Here is a 17,987-nt window from a genome sequence, read left to right as displayed (position 1 = left end):
ACGGGAATACCGAACGCTGTCGTACGGTTTTCCTGAGCAGAAACTGTACGATCGCGTACAGAAATCGGTGTCGCGTCTCGCTCCCGCAGACGCGACCATCCGCTGCCGCGTACCCCTTTGTGAAAGGCGTGACGATGACCACCGCTTTCGACCCCATCAAGCTCGGCGACGCAGAACTGAAGAACCGCATCGCGATGGCCCCCATGACCCGCAGCCGCGCCTACGGCCCCGAGCAGAGCCCCACCCCCTTGATGGCCGAGTACTACGCCCAGCGCGCCGGCGCCGGGCTGATCATCACCGAGGGCACCCAGCCCAGCGTGATCGGCCAGGGCTACCCAGCCACCCCCGGCCTGCACAACCGGACCCAGACAGCTGCCTGGCGTCAGGTGACCGATACGGTCCACGAGCGCGGCGGTGTGATCTTCGCCCAGCTCATGCACACCGGCCGCGTCGCCCACCCCGCCAACTACGCCGAGCCCCTCACCCCGGTCGCCCCCTCCGCCGTGCGGGCCCAGGGGCAGGTCTTCACCCCCGGGGGACTACGGGACCTGGTGCAGCCGCGCGAGCTGACCCCCACCGAGATCACCCGGACCATCGACGACTTCGCCGCCGCCGCGCACAACGCGATCGAGGCGGGCTTCGACGGTGTGGAGATCCACGGCGCCAACGGATACCTGCTCCAGCAGTTCCTCTCCAGCAACGCCAACGCCCGCACCGACGAGTGGGGCGGCAGCGCCGCCAACCGGATCCGCTTCACGGTCGAGGTCACCAAGGCGGTCACCGCCGCGATCGGCGCCTCGCGCACCGGCCTGCGCATCTCGCCGGCCAACCCGTTCAACGACATCGCCGAGGACGACCCGGCCACGCTCTACCCGCTCCTTGTCGACGCCCTGAACCCGCTCGGACTGGCCTACCTGCACGTCATGGAGACCATGGCGCCCGAGCTGACCCACGTCCTGCGCAGCGCGTGGAAAGGCGTCTTCCTGCTCAACCCGGCCACCCCCGGCTCGGCGACCGGCCCCGGGCAACTGCAGCTGATCGAGGACGGAGCCGCCGACGTCCTGACCTTCGGCAGCCGCTTCATCGCCAACCCCGACCTGCCGCACCGCCTTGCCACCGGCGCGCCGCTCGCCGACACCGACATGACCAAGGCGTACGGCGGCGACGCCGCGGGCTACACCGACTACCCCGCCCTCTGACCCCGATCAGCGCCACCCCGCCCGGGTCCGCCTCCAGCAGGACCGGGACCGGGCGGTAGTGCGGCGCAGGTGCCACCGCGTCCGTGCTCACTCGCGGCTGACCCGTGCACCCGTGTGAGGGGCAGCCGCTCCCTTTTCCCTGCCCACCCTGCTGTCCGGGCAGGAATCTCCACTCGCGTCGCCCGCCTCGTTCCAGCGGGGCGGGCGACGCCGACCGCAACCGAATGAGGACACCCATGCCGAACCGGCCCATGCCTGCCACGCCTCCCGCAGAAGGCGCCCCCGCCGAGGGCCTTGCGGGCTTCGCCCACCACTACGCCAAGGTGAACGGCATCCGTCTGCACTATGTGAGCGGCGGCAGCGGAGAGCCAGTCGTCCTGCTGCACGGCTGGCCGTTCACCTGGTCCGAGTACCGGGCCACCATGCGGCTGCTCGCGGCCGCCGGATACCAGGTGATCGCACCCGACCTGCGGGGTTTCGGTCACTCCGACAAGCCCGAGGCCGGCTATCTGAAGACCGACGTCGCCCAGGACATATACGAGCTCGCCGGGCAGCTCGGCCTGCGCAGGATCTACCTGGTCGGCCAGGACATCGGCATGATGGTCGCCTTCGCCCTCGCCGCCTCCCATCCCGAACTGGTCACGAAGGTCGCCCTGAACGAGGCGCTCATCCCCGGCTTCGGGCTGGAGGATCACATGGACCCGGCCAACGGCGGCTACGTCCACTTCGCCCTCCACATGCAGGTCGACCTGGCCACCATGCTGACCGAGGGCAAGGAGGCCGCCTATCTCACGCCGATCTGGAACATGATGTCGGTCCGCGACGACGCGGCGTGGACCGAGGAACTCCTCACCGCCTACACCTCACCCGGCGCCATGAGGGGCGGTTTCCAGCATTACGGGACGCTCCTCGACGACGTACGGGAATCCCGCACCCTGCTGGGTGAGGGAAAGCTGGCCATGCCGGTGCTCACGGTGAACGGAGAGCACGGCATACCGGCCCACCAGACCGTCGAGAGCGTGCGGCGCGTCGCCGAGCCGCACCAGTTCGAGCAGGACATCGCGCCGCGCAGCGGACACACCCTCGCCGAGGACAACCCGGCCTGGTACGCGGCCCGCCTGGAGCGCTTCTTCCGCGACTGACCACCTCAGACACCCTCTGTTCGGCGGCACGCGGCGCGGCCTCCGCAGCCATCGCCCCCGCACGCACCCGTCCTGGGCCGGCGTCGTTCATCGTCAACCCCGATGCCCGGCACCACCACGTTCTGCGGCGACGCACGCGGCCGCACCGGGCTCCCCGGCCCTCGACGCGCGCGACGAGGTGTCACTCCCGTACCGGGTCCGCCGGGCAGGCGCGCTGAGGAATGAGGGCGTCCGTGACGGCGGTGAGCGCATCCGTGAGCCCCGGGAGCGAACTCTCGGGGACATGGTCGAGGAAGTGCCGGCGCGCACTGCCGAAGTGGTGCGGGCGGGCCTGATCCAGCTCGGCCAGACCCTGCCGGGTCAGGACGGCGACCGTGCCGCGACCGTCCGCACCGTCACGCTCCTTGGCCACCAGGGACCTGGCACCGAGGGCCGCGACGAGCCGGGTGATCCGGCTCGCGGTCAGCCCTGCCCGTGCCGCGATCTCCGCCATACGCAGACGGTGGCCCTCCGCTTCTCCGAGGATGCTCAGGACGCTGAACTCCGTCGGAGTGACCAACCCCACCCGCTGCATGTCCTCCTCGAGGAGCCTCGGCAGGCAGTGCACCAGACGGCCCAACTCCCGCCACGCCCGCTCCTCCTGCGCACTCAGCGCACTGCCTTCCACCACTGCCCCGCCTTCCGTCGCGACTCCACCTTGCCATTTCATTGCCCAAGCAAGTTATGGTGACAAAGTCGATCCTTGCCTGAGCAAGGATATCTTTCTTCGGTCCACCATCTCAGCAAGGAGCCTCATGAAGGTCCTGGTCCTCGGCGCCACCGGATACGCCGGCTTCCACATCGCCCAGGCGCTGCGCCGTGACGGACACACCGTCCTGGGCCTCACCCGCGACGCCACCAGCGCCCGCGCCCGGGAACTCGTCGCCGAGGAGATCCGGCCGGTCGAAGGGCAGATGTCCGATCCCGACAGCTACCGGGCCGCTCTGGAACAGGCCGACGCCGTGGTCACGGCCGCACTCGACATGGCCGACCCGCTCGGCAGCGACCGCAAGCTCTTCCGCGCCCTGCGCGAGGCCCAGGAGCGAACCGGCCGCAGCAGGCACCTCGTCTTCACCACTGGCATCACCTTTCTTGCGTCGACCGGCGAGGTGTGGGACGAGCGCACCCCTGCCGACCCGGGCAGCCCCCTGTACATCAGGGCCCAGGCGGAGGAGGAACTGGCCGCGAGCGGCATGCCGTACACCATCGTGCGCCCCTCGTTCATCTACGGCGCCGACGCCCGCAGTTCGAAGACCTCCCAGTGGTTTCTCGCCGCGCGCGACGGCAACCCCGTCTTCTACGGCAACACGGCCAAGCGGTACACCTGGGTCCATGTCGATGACCTCGCAGCCGGCTACACCGAGATCCTCGACCGGCCCGAGGCAGCCGACGGAGAGACCTTCATGTTCGGCGACGAGCACCGGCCGACCCTGCTGAGCGTCCAGGAAGCCTGCCTGCGTGCCGCCGGGTGCGACAAGGAGATCACCTTCGCCGACGCGGAGTCCGGCGGCATGCTGGAGACCTGTGCCGACCGCGACGAACTGGTCGACAGCGCCAAGGCCCGAAAGCTTCTCGGCTGGGCGCCCCGTCACCCAGGCGTGCTGGAGGACACTCTCACGTACTACGCGGCCTGGGACCGTTCGCAGCGGCAGGCCTGACCGGCAGTCACCGTCACCGCAGTCCAGCGACCGTTCCCGGCCTCCCGGGACAGAAAACAGCCGGGCGGAGACGTAAGCCATCCCGTGCGTCCGTCGAGGGCCGGGCATGGAGGCGCCCTCCTGGCGGCCGCGCGGTCTCAGGCCGGAGCCGCGCCACAGCTTTCCGCCTTCGGGCCCGCGCGAAGGCTTCGCGCGGGCCTCGACCCCTGGGCGCGGCCAGGGGCGCGACACCGGACCTCAACGCGGTCAGCGGTATTCGTTGCAAGGCACGTCACTTCCAACGAATATCGTCAGATCGATGGCTCGAGAACGCCAACATCGATAGCGTCTGCCGGCATGACTGAGGAGAAACGAGGCGCCCTCCTGCCCGTCACGGAGCGCACCCGCCATCGACGCCTGCGGGAGCAGGGCAGCCGGGCCCGCGCTGATCTCGACGCCGTCCTGGACGCGGGGTTCGTGTGCCATCTCGGCGTGGTCGTCGACGGCGCCCCGATGGTGGTCCCGACTGTGTACGGCAGGGATGAGACCACCGTCTACTTCCACGGCTCGGCGGCAAGCCGGAGCCTGCTCGCCGCGCCGGACGCGTCGGTGTGCCTGACCGTCACGCACGTCGACGGCCTCGTCCTGGCGCGCTCGGTCTTCGAGCACGGGATCAACTACCGCAGCGCGATGATCTACGGCGTGCCGCGAGTCGTGGCCGGCCCCGATGAGAAGCTCCACGGCTTGCGCTGTCTCACCGAGCATGTCGCCGCGGGCCAGTGGGGCTACGCACGCCTCCCCAGCCGGAAGGAACTCGCGGCGACCACGCTGCTGGCACTCCCTCTCGACGAGGCCTCGGTCAAGGTGCGGACCGGCCCGCCGGACGACGGTGACGGCCCCGATGCCGAACTGGGCCTATGGGCGGGTGTTCTCCCCATGCGTACGGAGTGGGGAGAACCGGAACCGGACCCGACGCTCTCCGAACATGCCCCCGTACCGCCCCACATCGTCCGTCTGTCCGGTCTCCGCTCGTTTCCGTAGCCGGCCCGGAGCGGCCCCGGTGGCCTGCACCGAACCCCGGCGGCGAAGTGGATCACTGTGCTGAACGGCCGTGACCGTTCTCACCGATGGCCGCTGTTCCGGTGTTCCCCGGGGCCGGGGAGGCCCGTGGGCCCGACGGGAATGTGTGTGGTGCGGCGTGGCTGTGCAGGCCTATCCCTGGGCGGTGGGGCGGACGACGATGTCACCTACATCGACGCCGTCCGGCTGTTCGATGGCGAAGGCGATGGCGCGGGCCACCGCGTCCGGCGAAAGAGCGGTCTCCATCATCGTGTCGATCTGGGTCTTCACAGCCGGATCCATGCGCTCCGCGAAGTCCGTGCGGACGGCGCCGGGCGAGACGACGGTCACGCGCAGGCTGTCGCCGGCCTCCTGACGCAGGCCCTCGGAGATCGTGCGCACGGCGTTCTTCGTGCCGGCGTACACCGACTGGAGCGGCACGATGCGCAGTCCGGCGGTGGACACGGTGTTGACGAAGTGTCCGAAGCCCTGCTCCCGGAAGACGGGAAGGGCGGCGGCGATCCCGTACAGGACCCCTTTGAGGTTGACGTCGATCATCTCCTCCCAGTCCTCGACGCGCAGGTCGTCCAGGCGGGAGATCAGACCGACCCCGGCATTGCTGACGAGGACGTCGAGCTTGCCGTATCGATCACGTGCCAGCTCGACGAGGCCGGAAAGGTCGCCCCGTCGCGTCACATCCGTGCGCGCCCAGGCGGCTTCGCCGCCGGCCTTTTCGATGCGGGCCGCCAGGGCCTCAAGACGCTCCGGACGGCGTGCCCCGAGGACGATCTTCGCACCGCGCTCGGCGAGCAGGAGCGCGGTCGCCTCGCCGATGCCGCTGCTGGCGCCCGTGATCGCTACGACTTTGCCATCGATTCCCGACATGATGGACGGTCCTTCCAGTAGGGGAGTGGGGGCGGCCATGCCCTAAAGTGAAAGTGGAGGCCCCGCCACTTCTGCCACATTAAGTGGCGGCTCCTCCACTTAGCAAATGGAGACAGGAGAGAGTCATCGATGGCCCGAGAGGCAGGACGCCCGCTGAGGGCTGACGCACAGCGGAACCGCGACAAGATCCTGGCCGCCGCGGTGCACGTGTTCACCGAGGAGGGACTTGACGCGCACTTCGAGCGCATCGCCAGGGAAGCGGGTGTGGGAACCGGCACCCTCTACCGCAACTTCCCTACCAGGGAAGCCCTGATCGAGGCGGCGTACCGCAACGAGGTGGCTCGGCTTTGCGACGCCGTCCCCGGCCTCCTTGCGGCGATGCCGCCGCCTGAGGCGCTGCGGGCCTGGACCCGCCGTTTCATCGACTACGCCACCGCCAAACTCGGCATGGCCGACGCCCTGCGGGCGGTCGTCAGCTCGGGAACCAATCCCTACGCCGACAGTCACGAGATGATTCAGGCCGCTCTCTCCGCCCTCATGGACGCCAATACCGCCGCCGGAACGATCCGGTCCGACATCAGTCCGACCGACATGTTCGCCGCCCTCGCCGGTATCGCCCTCACCTCGGCCAAGCCCGAGCAGCGAGACCAGGCCGAACGCCTCCTCGACCTCACCCTGGACGGACTGAAGCCCGCGCCGCCGCGGCTCCCCGAAGACTGACGGCAGAAGCCCGGACGTCATCGAAGGTGCTGTTCAGCGGCCCGTTCCCGTAGCGCTCGCGCGGGCCCTGCACGCGGCGGGCCGGGACCGGGAGGCCCTCGTGCGGTACGGCAGGTACTGGGACGCCCTGTCCGGCCCGCTCATGATGCGGCGTCCCTCCCCGCCGGGAGACGCGGCCACCGTCGCTCACGTACGGCGGTACGCCTTGAACGCCGACGGTGCGCGCGCCGCGGAATGACCCGCTACGCCGGCGCCATGAGCGCGGAACGGCTCCGCCCGGGGAGGGCGGAGCCGTTCCGTGGTGAGCTGCGTACGGGTCAGGCGTGGCGGCGGTTGCCCGTGAAGACGCGGTACAGCACGAGGAGGATGAGCGAGCCGACGATGGCGGCGATCCAGGTGGAGAGGTCGAAGAAGCCGTCGATCGAATCGACGCCGAAGATGACCTTGCCGAGCCAGCCGCCGAGCAGACCGCCCGCGATGCCGATGAGCATCGTGATTATGAGGCCGCCCGGGTCCTTGCCCGGCATCAGCGCCTTGGCGATGAGGCCCGCGAGCAACCCGATGATGATCCAAGCAATGATGCCCATAATGCCTCTCCTGCCTGTCCGTATAAAGTTTCTGTCAAGGACCGTCTTTACCGAGTCGGCACTTTCAAACGTTGATCACGCAGAAGTTCGACGCCGCCGGACGGGCTCCGGTGTCCGAGCGGCTCGCTGCCGGCGTGACCACGGGCGGACAGCCCCCGCCGTCCTCGTCCTCCTTCTCGCCGCGCGTCGTGCCGGCCGGTCCGCGGGGATGCGTCGGAGGCTGATCGGCGGCGTCGGGAACAGACGGTCCGGCCGGTGCGGTTGCATCGACCGGGGGACCGGCACCGCACGGACGGGGAACCATGGCGACCGAGGTGTCGTCCGCTCCGTGAGGTGTACGCCCGCCGCGCACCGTACCGAGAAGTATTTCTGCAGGAGGACCTTTTCATGACCGACCGGCCGTTGACGCTCATGGCAGTGCACGCCCACCCCGATGACGAGGCCACCGGAACGGGCGGTATCCTCGCGCGTTACGCGGCGGAGGGAATCCGCACGGTTCTTGTGACGTGTACCGACGGCGGTTGCGGTGACGGACCGGGGGGCGCCAAGCCGAACGATCCCGGACACGATCCCGCGACCGTCGCCGCGATGCGCCGTCAGGAGCTCGAGGCAAGCTGCGAGGTCCTGAAGATCAGCGATCTGGAGATGCTGGACTACGCCGACTCCGGGATGATGGGCTGGCCGAGCAACGAGGCCCCCGGGGCCTTCTGGCAGACCCCCGTCGAGGAGGGTGCCGCCCGGCTCGCGGAGCTCATGCGGCACTACCGGCCCGATGTGGTCGTCACCTACGACGAGAACGGCTTCTACGGCCACCCCGACCACATCCAGGCCCACCGCATCACGATGGCGGCGCTGGAGATGACCTCGCTGACCCCGAAGGTGTACTGGACGACGATGCCGCGCTCGATGATGCAGCGCTTCGGCGAGACCATGCGCGAGTTCCACGAGGACATGCCCGAGCCCGACCCTGCCGAGGCCGCCGCGATGGCAGAGATCGGCCTCCCCGACGACGAGATCACCACGTGGGTGGACACCACCGCGTTCAGCGGTCAGAAGTTCGACGCGCTTGCCGCGCACGCCAGCCAGGGCGAGAACATCTTCTTCCTCAAGATGGGCAAGGAGCGGTTCGGCGAGTTCATGGGCCTGGAGACCTTCGTACGGGTCAAGGACACCACGGGCGCTGCCGTACCCGAGAACGACCTCTTCGCCGGACTGCGCTGACCCGCCCGTCCGTCCGCTCGGTGGCCCGCCCGCCCGGCCGATGACCGGGAGACCTCATCGGCCGTACATCCCCGAGCGAGCGGGCGCCGTGAACCGCCTCTCCGCGAACCGCTCCTGTGAACCGCCCGCTCAGAGGCGTCTCGCCACGTCCGCCGCCGCCTGACGGACCGCGTCGGCGAAGGAGGGCAGCTGTTCGCGGGTGACGAGGAAGGTGAGCGCCGACACGGAGACCGCGCCCACCGGGTAGCCGCCGCTGTCCAGAACCGGGGCGGCAAGGGAGCAGATCGACTGTTCGTGCTCCTCGTAGTCGATGGCGAAGCCGTCGGCCCGTGCGGCCTTCAACTGCCGTTCCAGCTCAGCCGGATCCGTGACCGTCTGAGCGGTCCTGGGCGTCAGCGGCGCTTCGTCGAGCAGCGCCGAGGCCTCCTCGGCGGGGAGGTGGGCGAGCAGCGCCTTGCCTGCGGCTGTCGCGTGGAGCGGCAGCCGCATGCCGACCTCCGTGGCGATGCGGTAGGCGCGGTCGGGGTCCACCTTGTGCGTATAGGTGGCGTGGTCGCCGTTCAGGACGGCCAGGTGCACCGTCTGACCCAGTCGCTGCTGGAGCGCGCGCAGCACCGCGCCGATCCCGACCGTGTCCTCCGAGAGCACCCGCGCAGCCATCGCCTGCAGCCGGTCGCCGATGCCGTAGCGTCCCTCGCCGTCCGGCGCCGCGTACCCCTCCGCGATCAGCGTGCCGAGGATGCGGTGGGCGCTCGCCTTCGCCACGCCGGAGCGTTCCGCGATCTCGCCGAGCCGGTGCGGTGCGTCCGGCTGCGCCAGCGCGTCCAGCACCCGGAGCGCCTTCGCCACCGAGTTGGCCGGAACCCCCGCATCTTCCGTTCCGGCAACTGCCCTGTCGGAATCCATTGTTTTCCCGGTTACCTCTCAGCTAACGTGACCCTGGTCCGCTCCACGGAACGGCAATCTACCCTACGGAACGCTGGTCAAGGTCTCCCGGTCGCGGCCCGAGCCCCGGACCACCCCCCACCCAAGGCGGTTGTTCATGTCTGCTTCCCATGGTGAATCGGCAGCACGCCGCGAGGCCGAGGCCCGGCCCTACGATCTGGTGATCGGCGGCGGACTGCTGGTCCACCCGGAGAAGGGCACCTCCGCGGCCGGCGACATCGCCGTCCGTGACGGACGAATCGTGGCCGTGGTGGAACCGGGCGGTGCGCAGGGCAAGTACGCCGAGTACCTGGACGCGCACGGACTCCTGGTCACGCCGGGCCTCATCGACCTGCACACCCATGTCTACGACGGCGCCACGGGGTTGGGCATCGCGGCCGACCTGGCCGGAGTCCGGTCGGGTGTCACCACCGTGGTCGACGCGGGCAGTTCGGGATCCGACAACTTCGACGATTTCCGGCGGACGGTCGTGTCGCCCAGCGCCACGCGCGTCCTGAGCTGGCTCAACATCTCGCGGCACGGCCTGACCCGGGGCTCCACCGAACTGGCCGGGCACGACGACATCCGGTCGGCGGACACGATAGGAACGATCCTCGCGGGACGCGACGTCATCCGAGGCGTCAAGATCCGGATGAGCCGCTCGGTAGTGGGGGAGAACGGCCTGGAGCCGCTGCGCGCCGCGAAGCGCGTCACCGCGCAGGTGGCCGCGGAGACCGGCCGGCCCTTTCCGGTCATGGTGCATGTCGGCAACGCTCCCCCCGAGTTCGGTGACGTACTGGACCTCCTCGGCCCCGGCGACGTCGTCACCCATGCCTTCCACGGCAAGGCCGGAGGACTCTTTCCCGAGGCAGGCTCAGGGCCCCTCCCGCAGGCCCGCGACGCCGTGGAGCGCGGAGTCCGCCTCGATGTCGGACACGGTAGCGCCAGCTTCGCCTTCGACACCATGGAACGCGCGCTGGAACACGGCATCCGCCCGCACACCATCAGCACCGACATACACAGGAAGAGCCTCTCCGGCCCGGTCCACGGCCTCACCACGACCATGACCAAACTCCTCGCCGCCGGACTGACGCTCAACGAGACCGTTCGCGCCGTGACTTGCGAAGCCGCCGAGTCCATCGGCCTCGCCGGAGAAATCGGCAGCCTCGCCGAGGGCCGCGTCGCCGACATCGCTCTCCTGGACCGGGTGGAGGACCCCACCCCCCTCGTAGACGCCGAAGGCCGCACACGTACCACCGGGCACAGGCTCACCGCCGTGGCCGCCGTGCGGGCAGGCGTCACGCACCGCATCCGAAAGGCCGACGCATGACCGGCACCCCGCCGAGCACCACCCAGCCCCGGCAGATACTCGACCGGCTGGCGGACGACACCCGACTCACGGACGAGGACCTGGCCGACGCCGAGGAACTGCTGACCGCCGCGGACGTCTACGCCGCCGACCGCGCCATCCCCATGAACGACGTCCGCCGGCTGGCACTCGCCGCCCACAGCGTCGCCTTCGTACGGCGCGTACGCGAGCACGAATACCCGCCCGAACTCGACCGGCACCTCTACGACGAGGTAGGCACCGCGCAGTTCGCCTCGGTGCGCGCACTGCTCCACGCCTACTGCGCGGGCCGCGACCACGACGTGACCGACCCCGAGGTACTGCTGCTCACCCTCCACTTCGAGGCAGCGCTGCACGAGAGCGCACCCGGCGGCGGGAACAGCGCCTGACCCCGCACGTCCCCCGCGTACCTCCCGCACGAAATCCACCACGACCGCGCCTACCAGACAGGAACAAACACCATGTCGGACACAGTGAAAATCGTCATCGGCAACCGGCTCGGCAAGGGCCAGGCGGTCGCGGAGGGAGTCCGCAAGGCCGGCCTCGAACCGGTGCTGATACCGGGCCCCGGCGCCGACATGAAGGTCGGTGACGTGATGGCCGCCGAGGGCGCGGCCCTCGGACTGAGCTTCTGCGGCAGCGGCGGTGCCGGCGCCGTGACGGCCAAGGCGAAGTACGGCCACGAGATCGAGTTCGGCATGCGCAGCCCGGAGGCGGGCGTCACCGCCCTCCAGCAGGGCAAGCGCGTCCTCGGCTTCGGCTTCCTCGACACCGAGGAACTCGGCTTCAAGATCGCCCAGGCTCTGCAGAAGGAGCTGGACGCGCAGGCAGGGCAAGCCTGATGAACCATTCCGAGCAGACCCTGCGGCTGACCGGCACGGGCCCCACCAAGGAACGCGCCTTCGGCGCCGTCATGCGCCAGGTCCAGTCGGCGGCGGCCGGCAAGGACGGCGGGGTCACCTTCCGGGTGGAACCCCTGGCGCTGGAGGTCCTGTCGGCCGAGGAGCACCACAGGACCGAGCGATTCCTCGGCGTCCTCTTCCCCCGGAAGCGTGTGCACTACGAGATCAGCATGAACGTGCGGGTGCGCATCACCTCCCTCGACCTGGACGCGGTGGACTTCGCCGTACGGGAAGAGAAGCTGAGCACCACGCAGCACCTGCTCCAGATGAGGTGATCCGTCGAAGCGGCACCCGGCCCACGGCCCCCTGCCCCACCGCGGACAGGGGAACGTGCCCCTCCCGGGACGCGGCGACGTGCCCCGGGTCCACACCGCACAGCCAGTCCGGCGGCCCGCCCGCAGCGCAGCCCGCCGGACCGGGAAACCCCCTAGAGGCCCCCCGTCGGCTCTGAAGTGGAAACCCTTCCATGAACGAAACACTCACCATCCTGCTGGAGTCCGCCGTCATCGGGGCGCTCGTAGGCTTCGGCGCGGGCGCGGGCGTCGCCCGCATGTTCCACGCCCCGAAAGCCCAGGGAATGGGCGCCTTCCGTACCCTGGGCGAGCTCAACGCCTGTGAGAACGACCCGATCGCGCACTTCTCCTTCGGCTTCGGCTTCTTCTTCAACGCCTGGGCGAGCACCGTCGGTGCCGGTGCGCTCTCCGGAGACGTCGACCACCGGATCGTGCCGCACTGGGCGGCGTCGATCGCCATGATCAAGAACCGGAACCTCGCCGAGACCCTGCACAATCCCCGGCGCATGGCCTTCACCGGCGCCGCCGTCGGTGTCGTGCTGATCTCCCTCCTCAACACCACGGCCGCCTCCATCCCGCACTCGCTCCAGAGCGTCGCCTCCCAAGTGCTCGGGCCCGCTTCGGAGTGGCTGCTCAATCCGGTCATGCCGATCATCTTCTGGATGGCCGCGGTGGACGCGGGCCGGCGCACCGGCGGCTGGGGAACCGTCCTGGGCGGCCTCGCCCACATCGTCATGGGCAACGCCGTCCCCGGCATCGTGCTCGGCATCGTCGTCGGCAAGGGCATCGACGACATGGGATGGAACCGCATCACCAAGAGCCTCACCGCGGCGGTCATCGCCCTCTTCGTAGCCAGCTCCTTCCTGCGCGGCGTCGACATGGAGCTGCTGGAGCAGATGAAGATCGGCGTGCCCGGCTGGCTGCACCAGTTGCACGAGAGCACCGGCACGGCCGGTCAGTGAAGGAGCCAGTGACGTGAGTACCACCGACATCGGCGTGAGCGACGAGATCGGAGAGGGCAAGGACGGCGGACGGCCCCGCCCCTGGGAAGGCGGCTTCTGGCTCTCCGAATGGGCCTTCCCGCTCTTCGTGGCCTCACTCGCCGCAGGCATCTTCGCCGGAACGCACCTCTACTACACCTACCAGACCGGCGTCTTCAACGAGGTCGCCGTGGTCGCGCTGCTCAAGGGCGGGATGGAGAACGGCAGTTACGGTGCCGCCGCCGCGTTCGGCGCCGGCTTCCTGTTCGCCCGGATCATCGAGGCCCCGATGGTGGGCATCCTCGACATCGGCGGCTCGCTGCAGACCGGTGTGGGCATCGGCATCCCCGCCATGCTGCTGGCGGCCGGGGTCACCGCGCCCCTCCAGCACTTCTGGCTCGCGCTTCCCACCGGAGCGGTCATCGGACTCGCCATCGGATGGCTGGTGCTGGTGATCCGCAGGGCCACCGTCAACTCGCCCAACGCGGGCTCGACCTTCGGCGCCGACGTGATGATGGGCGCGGGGAACTCGGCGGGACGCTATCTGGGGCCGCTCGTCATCCTCGCCGCCGCCACCGCCTCGGTCCCCGTCGGCCTCGGCTCGACGCTCGGGGCGATTCTCTTCTACTGGTGGAAAAAGCCCCTGACGGGCGGGGCCATCCTCGGCGCCATGGCCGCGGGCCTGTTCTTCCCCATCGTCACCAAGTGATCCCGCCCGGGACGCGTCCGCGCGCCCGGGAACCGTACAGAACCGACAACAGAGGAGCCGCCCCGCATGGGTGTGTACGAGGAACTGGGGCTTTCGCCCGCCATCAACGCCAGCGGAAAGATGACCGCGCTCGGAGGAAGCGTGCTCGACGACACGGTGGTTGCCGCCATGGCGGAGGCGGCCAGGAGCCACGTGGTCATGGACGACCTCATGAAGGTCGCCGGTGACGTCATCGCCAAGGCCACCGGAGCCGAGGACGGCTGCCCCACCACCGGCGCGGCCTCCGGCATCGCCATAGCCGTCGCCGCCCTCATCGCCGGTACGGAGCCGGACCGGATCGAGCGGCTGCCCGACCCGGGCGACAGGCCGGACGAGGTCCTCCTGCTCAAGGGACACTCCGTCAACTTCGGCGCCCCCGTGCGGCAGATGGTCGCGCTCGGCGGCGGACGGGTGGTGGAGGTCGGCTCCGTCAACAAGGTGAGCGCCGCCCACGTGGAGGGCGCCGTCACCGGGCGGACCGCCGCACTGCTCTACATCCAGTCGCACCACACCGTGCACAAGGGGACCGTCCCGCTCGCCGACATGATCGCCATCGGGCGCCGGCACGGCATCCCCGTGATCGTCGACGCCGCGGCCGAGGACGACCTGCGCCACTGGCCTGCGACGGGGGCCGACCTGGTGGTCTTCAGCGGCGGCAAGGCGATCGGCGGCCCCACCTCCGGCTTCGTCTGCGGCAGCCGCGCCCTCGTCGAGGCCTGCCGCGCCCAGTACACGGGCATCGCCAGGCCCATGAAGGTCGGCAAGGAGACCGTGCTCGGCCTCCTGCAGGCCCTGCGCCGGTACGGCGTCGACGAGGCCGGCGACGGGGGCCGGGAGCGCATGACGGAGCTCGCCGCACGGCTGGACGCGCTGCCGGGCCTGACGGCCGCCGTGGAACGCGACGAGGCCGGACGGAGCATCTACCGGGCCGTGCTGACCGTCGACCCCGCCGTTGCCGGACGCGACGCGCAGGACATCGCGCGGGAACTCGCGGCGGGCAGCCCGCCCGTCTTCCTCCGCGACCACCAGGCGAACACCGGGCGCCTCTCCATCGACCCGCGCCCCATCACGGCGGACGAGGAGGCCGAACTGGCCCGCAGGCTCACCGCGTTGCTCGGCGCCGCCTGACCGCGACCACGTATCACCCCGGCCGGCCACGGTGCCGCCCGGCGCCCTGCGGACCGTGATCGAGCCCGGTTCCGTGCAGCCGGGGCAGCCTTCCGCGCGCGGGCCTCGCCGGGCCCAGGCCCGGACCCGTGCGACCGGGCCGTCAGCCCTGCGGTCCGTACGGCCCAAGGCCCACCGCACGACGCGGCACAACTCCGCAATCCCCCATGACGCCGTAAGACGCCTTTCGCGCGACCGGCGTCCGGGCGGCCACACCCCACCACCCGTACAGCGGCGCGCCCTCCCACGGCGCCGCCCGCGGATGCCCCGGTCGTACGGCCACTCGCCGCAGCAGCCATCCATCCGCACAACCACAAGGAGCAGACCATCCACACCGTTGAACGCCGCCTCGTCGTGACGGAGAAGGCCGGACTCCACGCCCGCCCCGCAGCCCTCTTCGCGCAGACCGCCGCACGCTACGAAGCGGAGATCACCGTGGCCCGCCCCCGGGTCTCCGAGGGATCGACCGCGGCGAGCCCCGAGGTCTCGGCCCGCAGCGTGCTGTCCCTGATGACCCTCAACGTCAGGTGCGGCGACGAGATCGTCCTGAAGGCCCGGGGGGCGGACGGCGCCGAGGCCCTCGACGCCCTCGCCGTCATCGCAGCACCCGCCCCCTCCTGATCCCGCTCCTCCTGATCCCGGCCCCACCTGATCCCGACTCCTTCTGATTGCGAGACGGACCCCACCCATGACGCAGACCCTGACCCCAGCGGTACTCGATGTCGTCGACCGGTTGCGCGAGGCACGTGTCGTGCCGACCGTCCGGGCACCGGACGCGGACGCCGCGGACGGCCTCGCCCGCGAACTCGTCGCGGCCGGCATCACCACCTTCGAGTTCACCGCCACCACCCCCGGCTGGCAGGCCCTGCTCGCCCACTGGTCCCGCGACCACCCCGAGGCGGCGGTCGGCCTCGGCACCGTCACATCGGTGGACACGGCGGAACAGGCCCTGGACGCCGGGGCCCGGTTCCTGGTCAGCCCCTTCCAGGTACCCGAGGTCCGGCCGGTGGCCGACGCCGCCGACCGGCTCTTCGTCGAGGGCGGCCACACCCCGACGGAGCTGCGCGCATCGGCCGAGCGCGGCGTGGCCAAGCTCTTCCCGGCCCATGTGGGCGGCATCGCCTACCTCACCTCGCTGCTCGCCGTCCTGCCCGGCGCCAGGATCATGGCCACCGGCGGAGTGACCGTCGCCGACGCCGGCGACTGGCTCGCGGCGGGAGCGTTCACCGCCAGCATCGGAAGCGACCTCTTCCGGGGCGGGGACATCCGGGCCAATGTCGCCCGGCTGAAGCGCTCCCTCGACTCCGGTACGCGGGGCGGGCCTTCGGGCGCTTGACCCGGCCGGCCTTCGCCGTCGTCGCCGCCCTCGTGGTGACTATTCTGGGAGTGCCCAGCAACCGTTGAGGCGAATCGGTCCGGAGCATGGGGGTCGGATGCGGGACCTGCTCTATTTCTCACCCCTCAAACTCCAGCACTTCCAGGGCGCATCGGAGAGTCCGCTCAACGGCCGCTCCATCGAGGTCGAGACCACGGCGTTCGGCGTCGGGGCCCGCCTGGCGCTCGGCGAGCCCGGACCGGCCGGTGCCGGTGCCGGTGAGGGCGGGGGGCCGGATCTGGAAGAGGTCATCGCGCACCTCGAACGGACCTGCAGGGCGCACACGGCGGTCCCGGACTCGTGCCGTTCCGTCGGAGCGTACGAATGGGTGGAGTTCTCGGGCCAGTTCCACCGGGGGCCCCGCGTCCGCGACTGGGGCCTGCACGACAAGGGCGTGTACACCTTCACGTCGCACGAGAACCCACTGCTGTGCCCCCGGTTCAGCGAAGGATCCCCGTGCTCGGGCGTCGAGGTGCTGCTGTGCGGCTCCGCGCGGCACGTCATAGGGGAGGAGGACCAGCCCAGGACCCGGATGGGGTCCGGATCGGACTGGCTGCACGACATGGCCGCCGAGTTGGTGGCCATGGAGGAGCGCGGTGAGACCGCCCTTCCGGAGTCCCTCTCACGTACGGCGCCAGGGATGCAGGAGTACGCGGCCAGAGCGGCCTACGACATGATGGTCTCCTGGCGGCAGGGGCCCGTTCACGTGCACGGCCACGCACGGGTCCTGTGCAATTTCGAACCCGTGGACGGGCAGCACCGGCTGCTGGTGGCGACCCCGTTGTACGTCGAGACCGCCCCGCCTCCGAGGGAGGGCGCCCTGGCACCGCAGCCCGCCCGGCGCCGGTGGCCCTGGAATTTCAGGGTCTACCCGCCGGCGCGCTGACTCGCCCGATCGCCGTCCCTGTCACATCCGGGGCCTTGGCCGCCCCGGCCTCCGGCGTCTCAAACGCAGACAGTTGCTCCGGACAGCCTGTGCACGGCCTCGGCCGGTGTACCGTCCATCGGCACGGCACGCACAGCACGGCGCTGTGCAAAGGGGAGTCGGGGGTCTGCCGATGATCGGACTGAAGGTTCCGGAGATCTACTGGGACGACGAGAACGCCGTCCGCCTGCTGGTCGAGTACTTCACCCGGTCCCTCCCGACGGGTGAACTGTTCTACTCCGGCGCGCACTTCGAGCGCCTGGGCGGGGGCGGGGACGCCGAGCACGTCATGAACCGCTTCGACGGCAACGACCTGGTGGCCGTCACCACCCTCGGCGTCTCCCTGAAGCCGCACGGGGCGGTGGACCTGCTGACCGACCCGGGGGAGCACTGGGGGCGCCTGCTGTCGCTCATCCCGTGTGACGCGCGCCTGGAGGACCCGCAGAGCGACGCGCTCATGGAGGAGAGCGGGCCCGTCCGGGAGTTGTGGACCCGCCTGGCCGACAAGCAGCGGTATCCCGGCAAGCCCGCCGGGAGCGGCCCGGTTGTCGCGGGCAAACTGCTGGCCCGCAAGCGCCCCCGCCTCGTCCCCGTCTACGACAGCCGCGTCAAGCAGCTGTTCGAGCGCCCGAAGACGGACCACTCGTTCTGGGCCGCGCTGGCCGCCGCGCTGCGGGCGGACGACGGCGCCTTCCGCGAGCGGTTGATCCGTCTTCGTGACGAGGCCGGTATCGGCGAGGACATCGGAGTCCTGCGGGTGTTCGACGCCATCGCATGGATGCACCAGGGCGAGCGGGAGCGCATGTCGACGGGCTGAGCCCAGGGCGGACGGCGGA

Annotated in this window: 21 protein-coding genes; 17 read left to right on the top strand and 4 right to left on the bottom strand. The window is 70.4% G+C overall.

Features of this window, described 5'->3' with window-relative positions; all coding sequences use genetic code 11:
• The first annotated feature begins 134 nt into the window (after window positions 1–134).
• Both EDD93_RS38590 and EDD93_RS38585 read left to right on the top strand, forming a co-directional pair.
• Entirely contained in the window at window positions 135–1,199 is a 1,065-nt protein-coding gene (locus EDD93_RS38590) for an alkene reductase (RefSeq protein ID WP_185092650.1), read from the top strand.
• Window positions 1,200–1,435: 236 nt separating this feature from the next.
• The gene (locus EDD93_RS38585; RefSeq protein WP_185092649.1) at window positions 1,436–2,341 is read left to right on the top strand and encodes an alpha/beta fold hydrolase; all 906 of its coding nucleotides are present in this window, start codon (window positions 1,436–1,438) and stop codon (window positions 2,339–2,341) included.
• Between the two features lie 181 nt (window positions 2,342–2,522).
• Here EDD93_RS38585 and EDD93_RS38580 read toward each other — a convergent pair whose 3' ends face one another.
• A complete protein-coding gene (locus tag EDD93_RS38580) occupies window positions 2,523–3,011 on the bottom strand; it encodes a MarR family winged helix-turn-helix transcriptional regulator (RefSeq protein ID WP_185092648.1) in 489 nt (162 codons plus the stop codon).
• Window positions 3,012–3,135: 124 nt separating this feature from the next.
• On the opposite strand from EDD93_RS38580, the gene EDD93_RS38575 reads away from it, so the two are divergent.
• Window positions 3,136–4,038, top strand: a complete 903-nt coding sequence (locus tag EDD93_RS38575; RefSeq protein WP_123531466.1) for an NAD(P)-dependent oxidoreductase — start codon at window positions 3,136–3,138, stop codon at window positions 4,036–4,038.
• A gap of 336 nt (window positions 4,039–4,374) precedes the next feature.
• Window positions 4,375–5,058: a pyridoxamine 5'-phosphate oxidase family protein gene (locus EDD93_RS38570; RefSeq protein ID WP_123531464.1), complete on the top strand. Its 684-nt coding sequence runs from the start codon at window positions 4,375–4,377 to the stop codon at window positions 5,056–5,058.
• Window positions 5,059–5,229: 171 nt separating this feature from the next.
• On the opposite strand, the gene EDD93_RS38565 is transcribed toward EDD93_RS38570, so the two are convergent.
• Window positions 5,230–5,961, bottom strand: coding sequence for an SDR family oxidoreductase (locus EDD93_RS38565; RefSeq protein ID WP_123531462.1), 732 nt, complete (start codon window positions 5,959–5,961; stop codon window positions 5,230–5,232).
• Window positions 5,962–6,090: 129 nt separating this feature from the next.
• On the opposite strand from EDD93_RS38565, the gene EDD93_RS38560 reads away from it, so the two are divergent.
• Window positions 6,091–6,681: a TetR/AcrR family transcriptional regulator gene (locus tag EDD93_RS38560; RefSeq protein WP_123531460.1), complete on the top strand. Its 591-nt coding sequence runs from the start codon at window positions 6,091–6,093 to the stop codon at window positions 6,679–6,681.
• 317 nt (window positions 6,682–6,998) lie between these two features.
• On the opposite strand, the gene EDD93_RS38555 is transcribed toward EDD93_RS38560, so the two are convergent.
• On the bottom strand, window positions 6,999–7,268 hold the full coding sequence (locus EDD93_RS38555; protein WP_123531458.1) for a GlsB/YeaQ/YmgE family stress response membrane protein: 270 nt from the start codon (window positions 7,266–7,268) through the stop codon (window positions 6,999–7,001).
• A 387-nt stretch (window positions 7,269–7,655) separates the two neighbouring features.
• Between EDD93_RS38555 and EDD93_RS38550 the strand changes: the two genes are divergently transcribed.
• Window positions 7,656–8,489 carry a PIG-L family deacetylase gene (locus EDD93_RS38550; protein WP_123531456.1) on the top strand — a complete coding sequence of 278 codons (834 nt, stop codon included), beginning with the start codon at window positions 7,656–7,658 and terminating at the stop codon, window positions 8,487–8,489.
• A 129-nt stretch (window positions 8,490–8,618) separates the two neighbouring features.
• Here the strand turns inward: EDD93_RS38550 and EDD93_RS38545 are convergent, their stop codons facing one another.
• Complete coding sequence (locus EDD93_RS38545; protein ID WP_185092647.1) at window positions 8,619–9,338, bottom strand: IclR family transcriptional regulator; 720 nt, start codon at window positions 9,336–9,338, stop codon at window positions 8,619–8,621.
• Between the two features lie 193 nt (window positions 9,339–9,531).
• Here EDD93_RS38545 and EDD93_RS38540 point away from each other — a divergent pair, with 193 nt between their 5' ends.
• From EDD93_RS38540 to EDD93_RS38490, 11 genes are all read left to right on the top strand, one after another.
• A complete protein-coding gene (locus tag EDD93_RS38540) occupies window positions 9,532–10,743 on the top strand; it encodes an amidohydrolase/deacetylase family metallohydrolase (protein ID WP_123531452.1) in 1,212 nt (403 codons plus the stop codon).
• Window positions 10,740–11,150, top strand: coding sequence for a hypothetical protein (locus EDD93_RS38535; protein WP_123531450.1), 411 nt, complete (start codon window positions 10,740–10,742; stop codon window positions 11,148–11,150). Before EDD93_RS38540 ends, EDD93_RS38535 begins: the two co-directional genes overlap by 4 nt.
• Before the next feature lie 72 nt (window positions 11,151–11,222).
• Window positions 11,223–11,603, top strand: a complete 381-nt coding sequence (locus EDD93_RS38530) for an SFCGS family glycine-rich protein (RefSeq protein WP_123531448.1) — start codon at window positions 11,223–11,225, stop codon at window positions 11,601–11,603.
• The gene (locus tag EDD93_RS38525) at window positions 11,603–11,938 is read left to right on the top strand and encodes a DUF4312 family protein (RefSeq protein WP_123531446.1); all 336 of its coding nucleotides are present in this window, start codon (window positions 11,603–11,605) and stop codon (window positions 11,936–11,938) included. Before EDD93_RS38530 ends, EDD93_RS38525 begins: the two co-directional genes overlap by 1 nt.
• A 191-nt stretch (window positions 11,939–12,129) precedes the next feature.
• Window positions 12,130–12,918 (top strand): DUF4311 domain-containing protein, encoded by a 789-nt coding sequence (locus EDD93_RS38520; RefSeq protein WP_123531445.1) that lies wholly within the window; start codon window positions 12,130–12,132, stop codon window positions 12,916–12,918.
• Window positions 12,919–12,931: 13 nt separating this feature from the next.
• Complete coding sequence (locus EDD93_RS38515) at window positions 12,932–13,645, top strand: DUF4310 family protein (RefSeq protein ID WP_260256138.1); 714 nt, start codon at window positions 12,932–12,934, stop codon at window positions 13,643–13,645.
• Window positions 13,646–13,711: 66 nt separating this feature from the next.
• Window positions 13,712–14,812 carry a DgaE family pyridoxal phosphate-dependent ammonia lyase gene (locus EDD93_RS38510; RefSeq protein WP_123531443.1) on the top strand — a complete coding sequence of 367 codons (1,101 nt, stop codon included), beginning with the start codon at window positions 13,712–13,714 and terminating at the stop codon, window positions 14,810–14,812.
• 336 nt (window positions 14,813–15,148) lie between these two features.
• On the top strand, window positions 15,149–15,472 hold the full coding sequence (locus tag EDD93_RS38505; protein ID WP_311318362.1) for an HPr family phosphocarrier protein: 324 nt from the start codon (window positions 15,149–15,151) through the stop codon (window positions 15,470–15,472).
• A gap of 67 nt (window positions 15,473–15,539) precedes the next feature.
• Window positions 15,540–16,187: a bifunctional 4-hydroxy-2-oxoglutarate aldolase/2-dehydro-3-deoxy-phosphogluconate aldolase gene (locus EDD93_RS38500; RefSeq protein ID WP_123531439.1), complete on the top strand. Its 648-nt coding sequence runs from the start codon at window positions 15,540–15,542 to the stop codon at window positions 16,185–16,187.
• Window positions 16,188–16,284: 97 nt separating this feature from the next.
• The gene (locus EDD93_RS38495) at window positions 16,285–17,112 is read left to right on the top strand and encodes an SAVMC3_10250 family protein (RefSeq protein WP_123531437.1); all 828 of its coding nucleotides are present in this window, start codon (window positions 16,285–16,287) and stop codon (window positions 17,110–17,112) included.
• Window positions 17,113–17,284: 172 nt separating this feature from the next.
• Entirely contained in the window at window positions 17,285–17,968 is a 684-nt protein-coding gene (locus EDD93_RS38490; RefSeq protein ID WP_123531435.1) for a DUF6308 family protein, read from the top strand.
• Window positions 17,969–17,987 lie beyond the last annotated feature (19 nt).

Source organism: Streptomyces sp. 840.1 (genome assembly GCF_003751445.1).
GTDB lineage: Bacteria > Actinomycetota > Actinomycetes > Streptomycetales > Streptomycetaceae > Streptomyces.
This window is presented reverse-complemented; position numbering and strand designations above follow the sequence as displayed.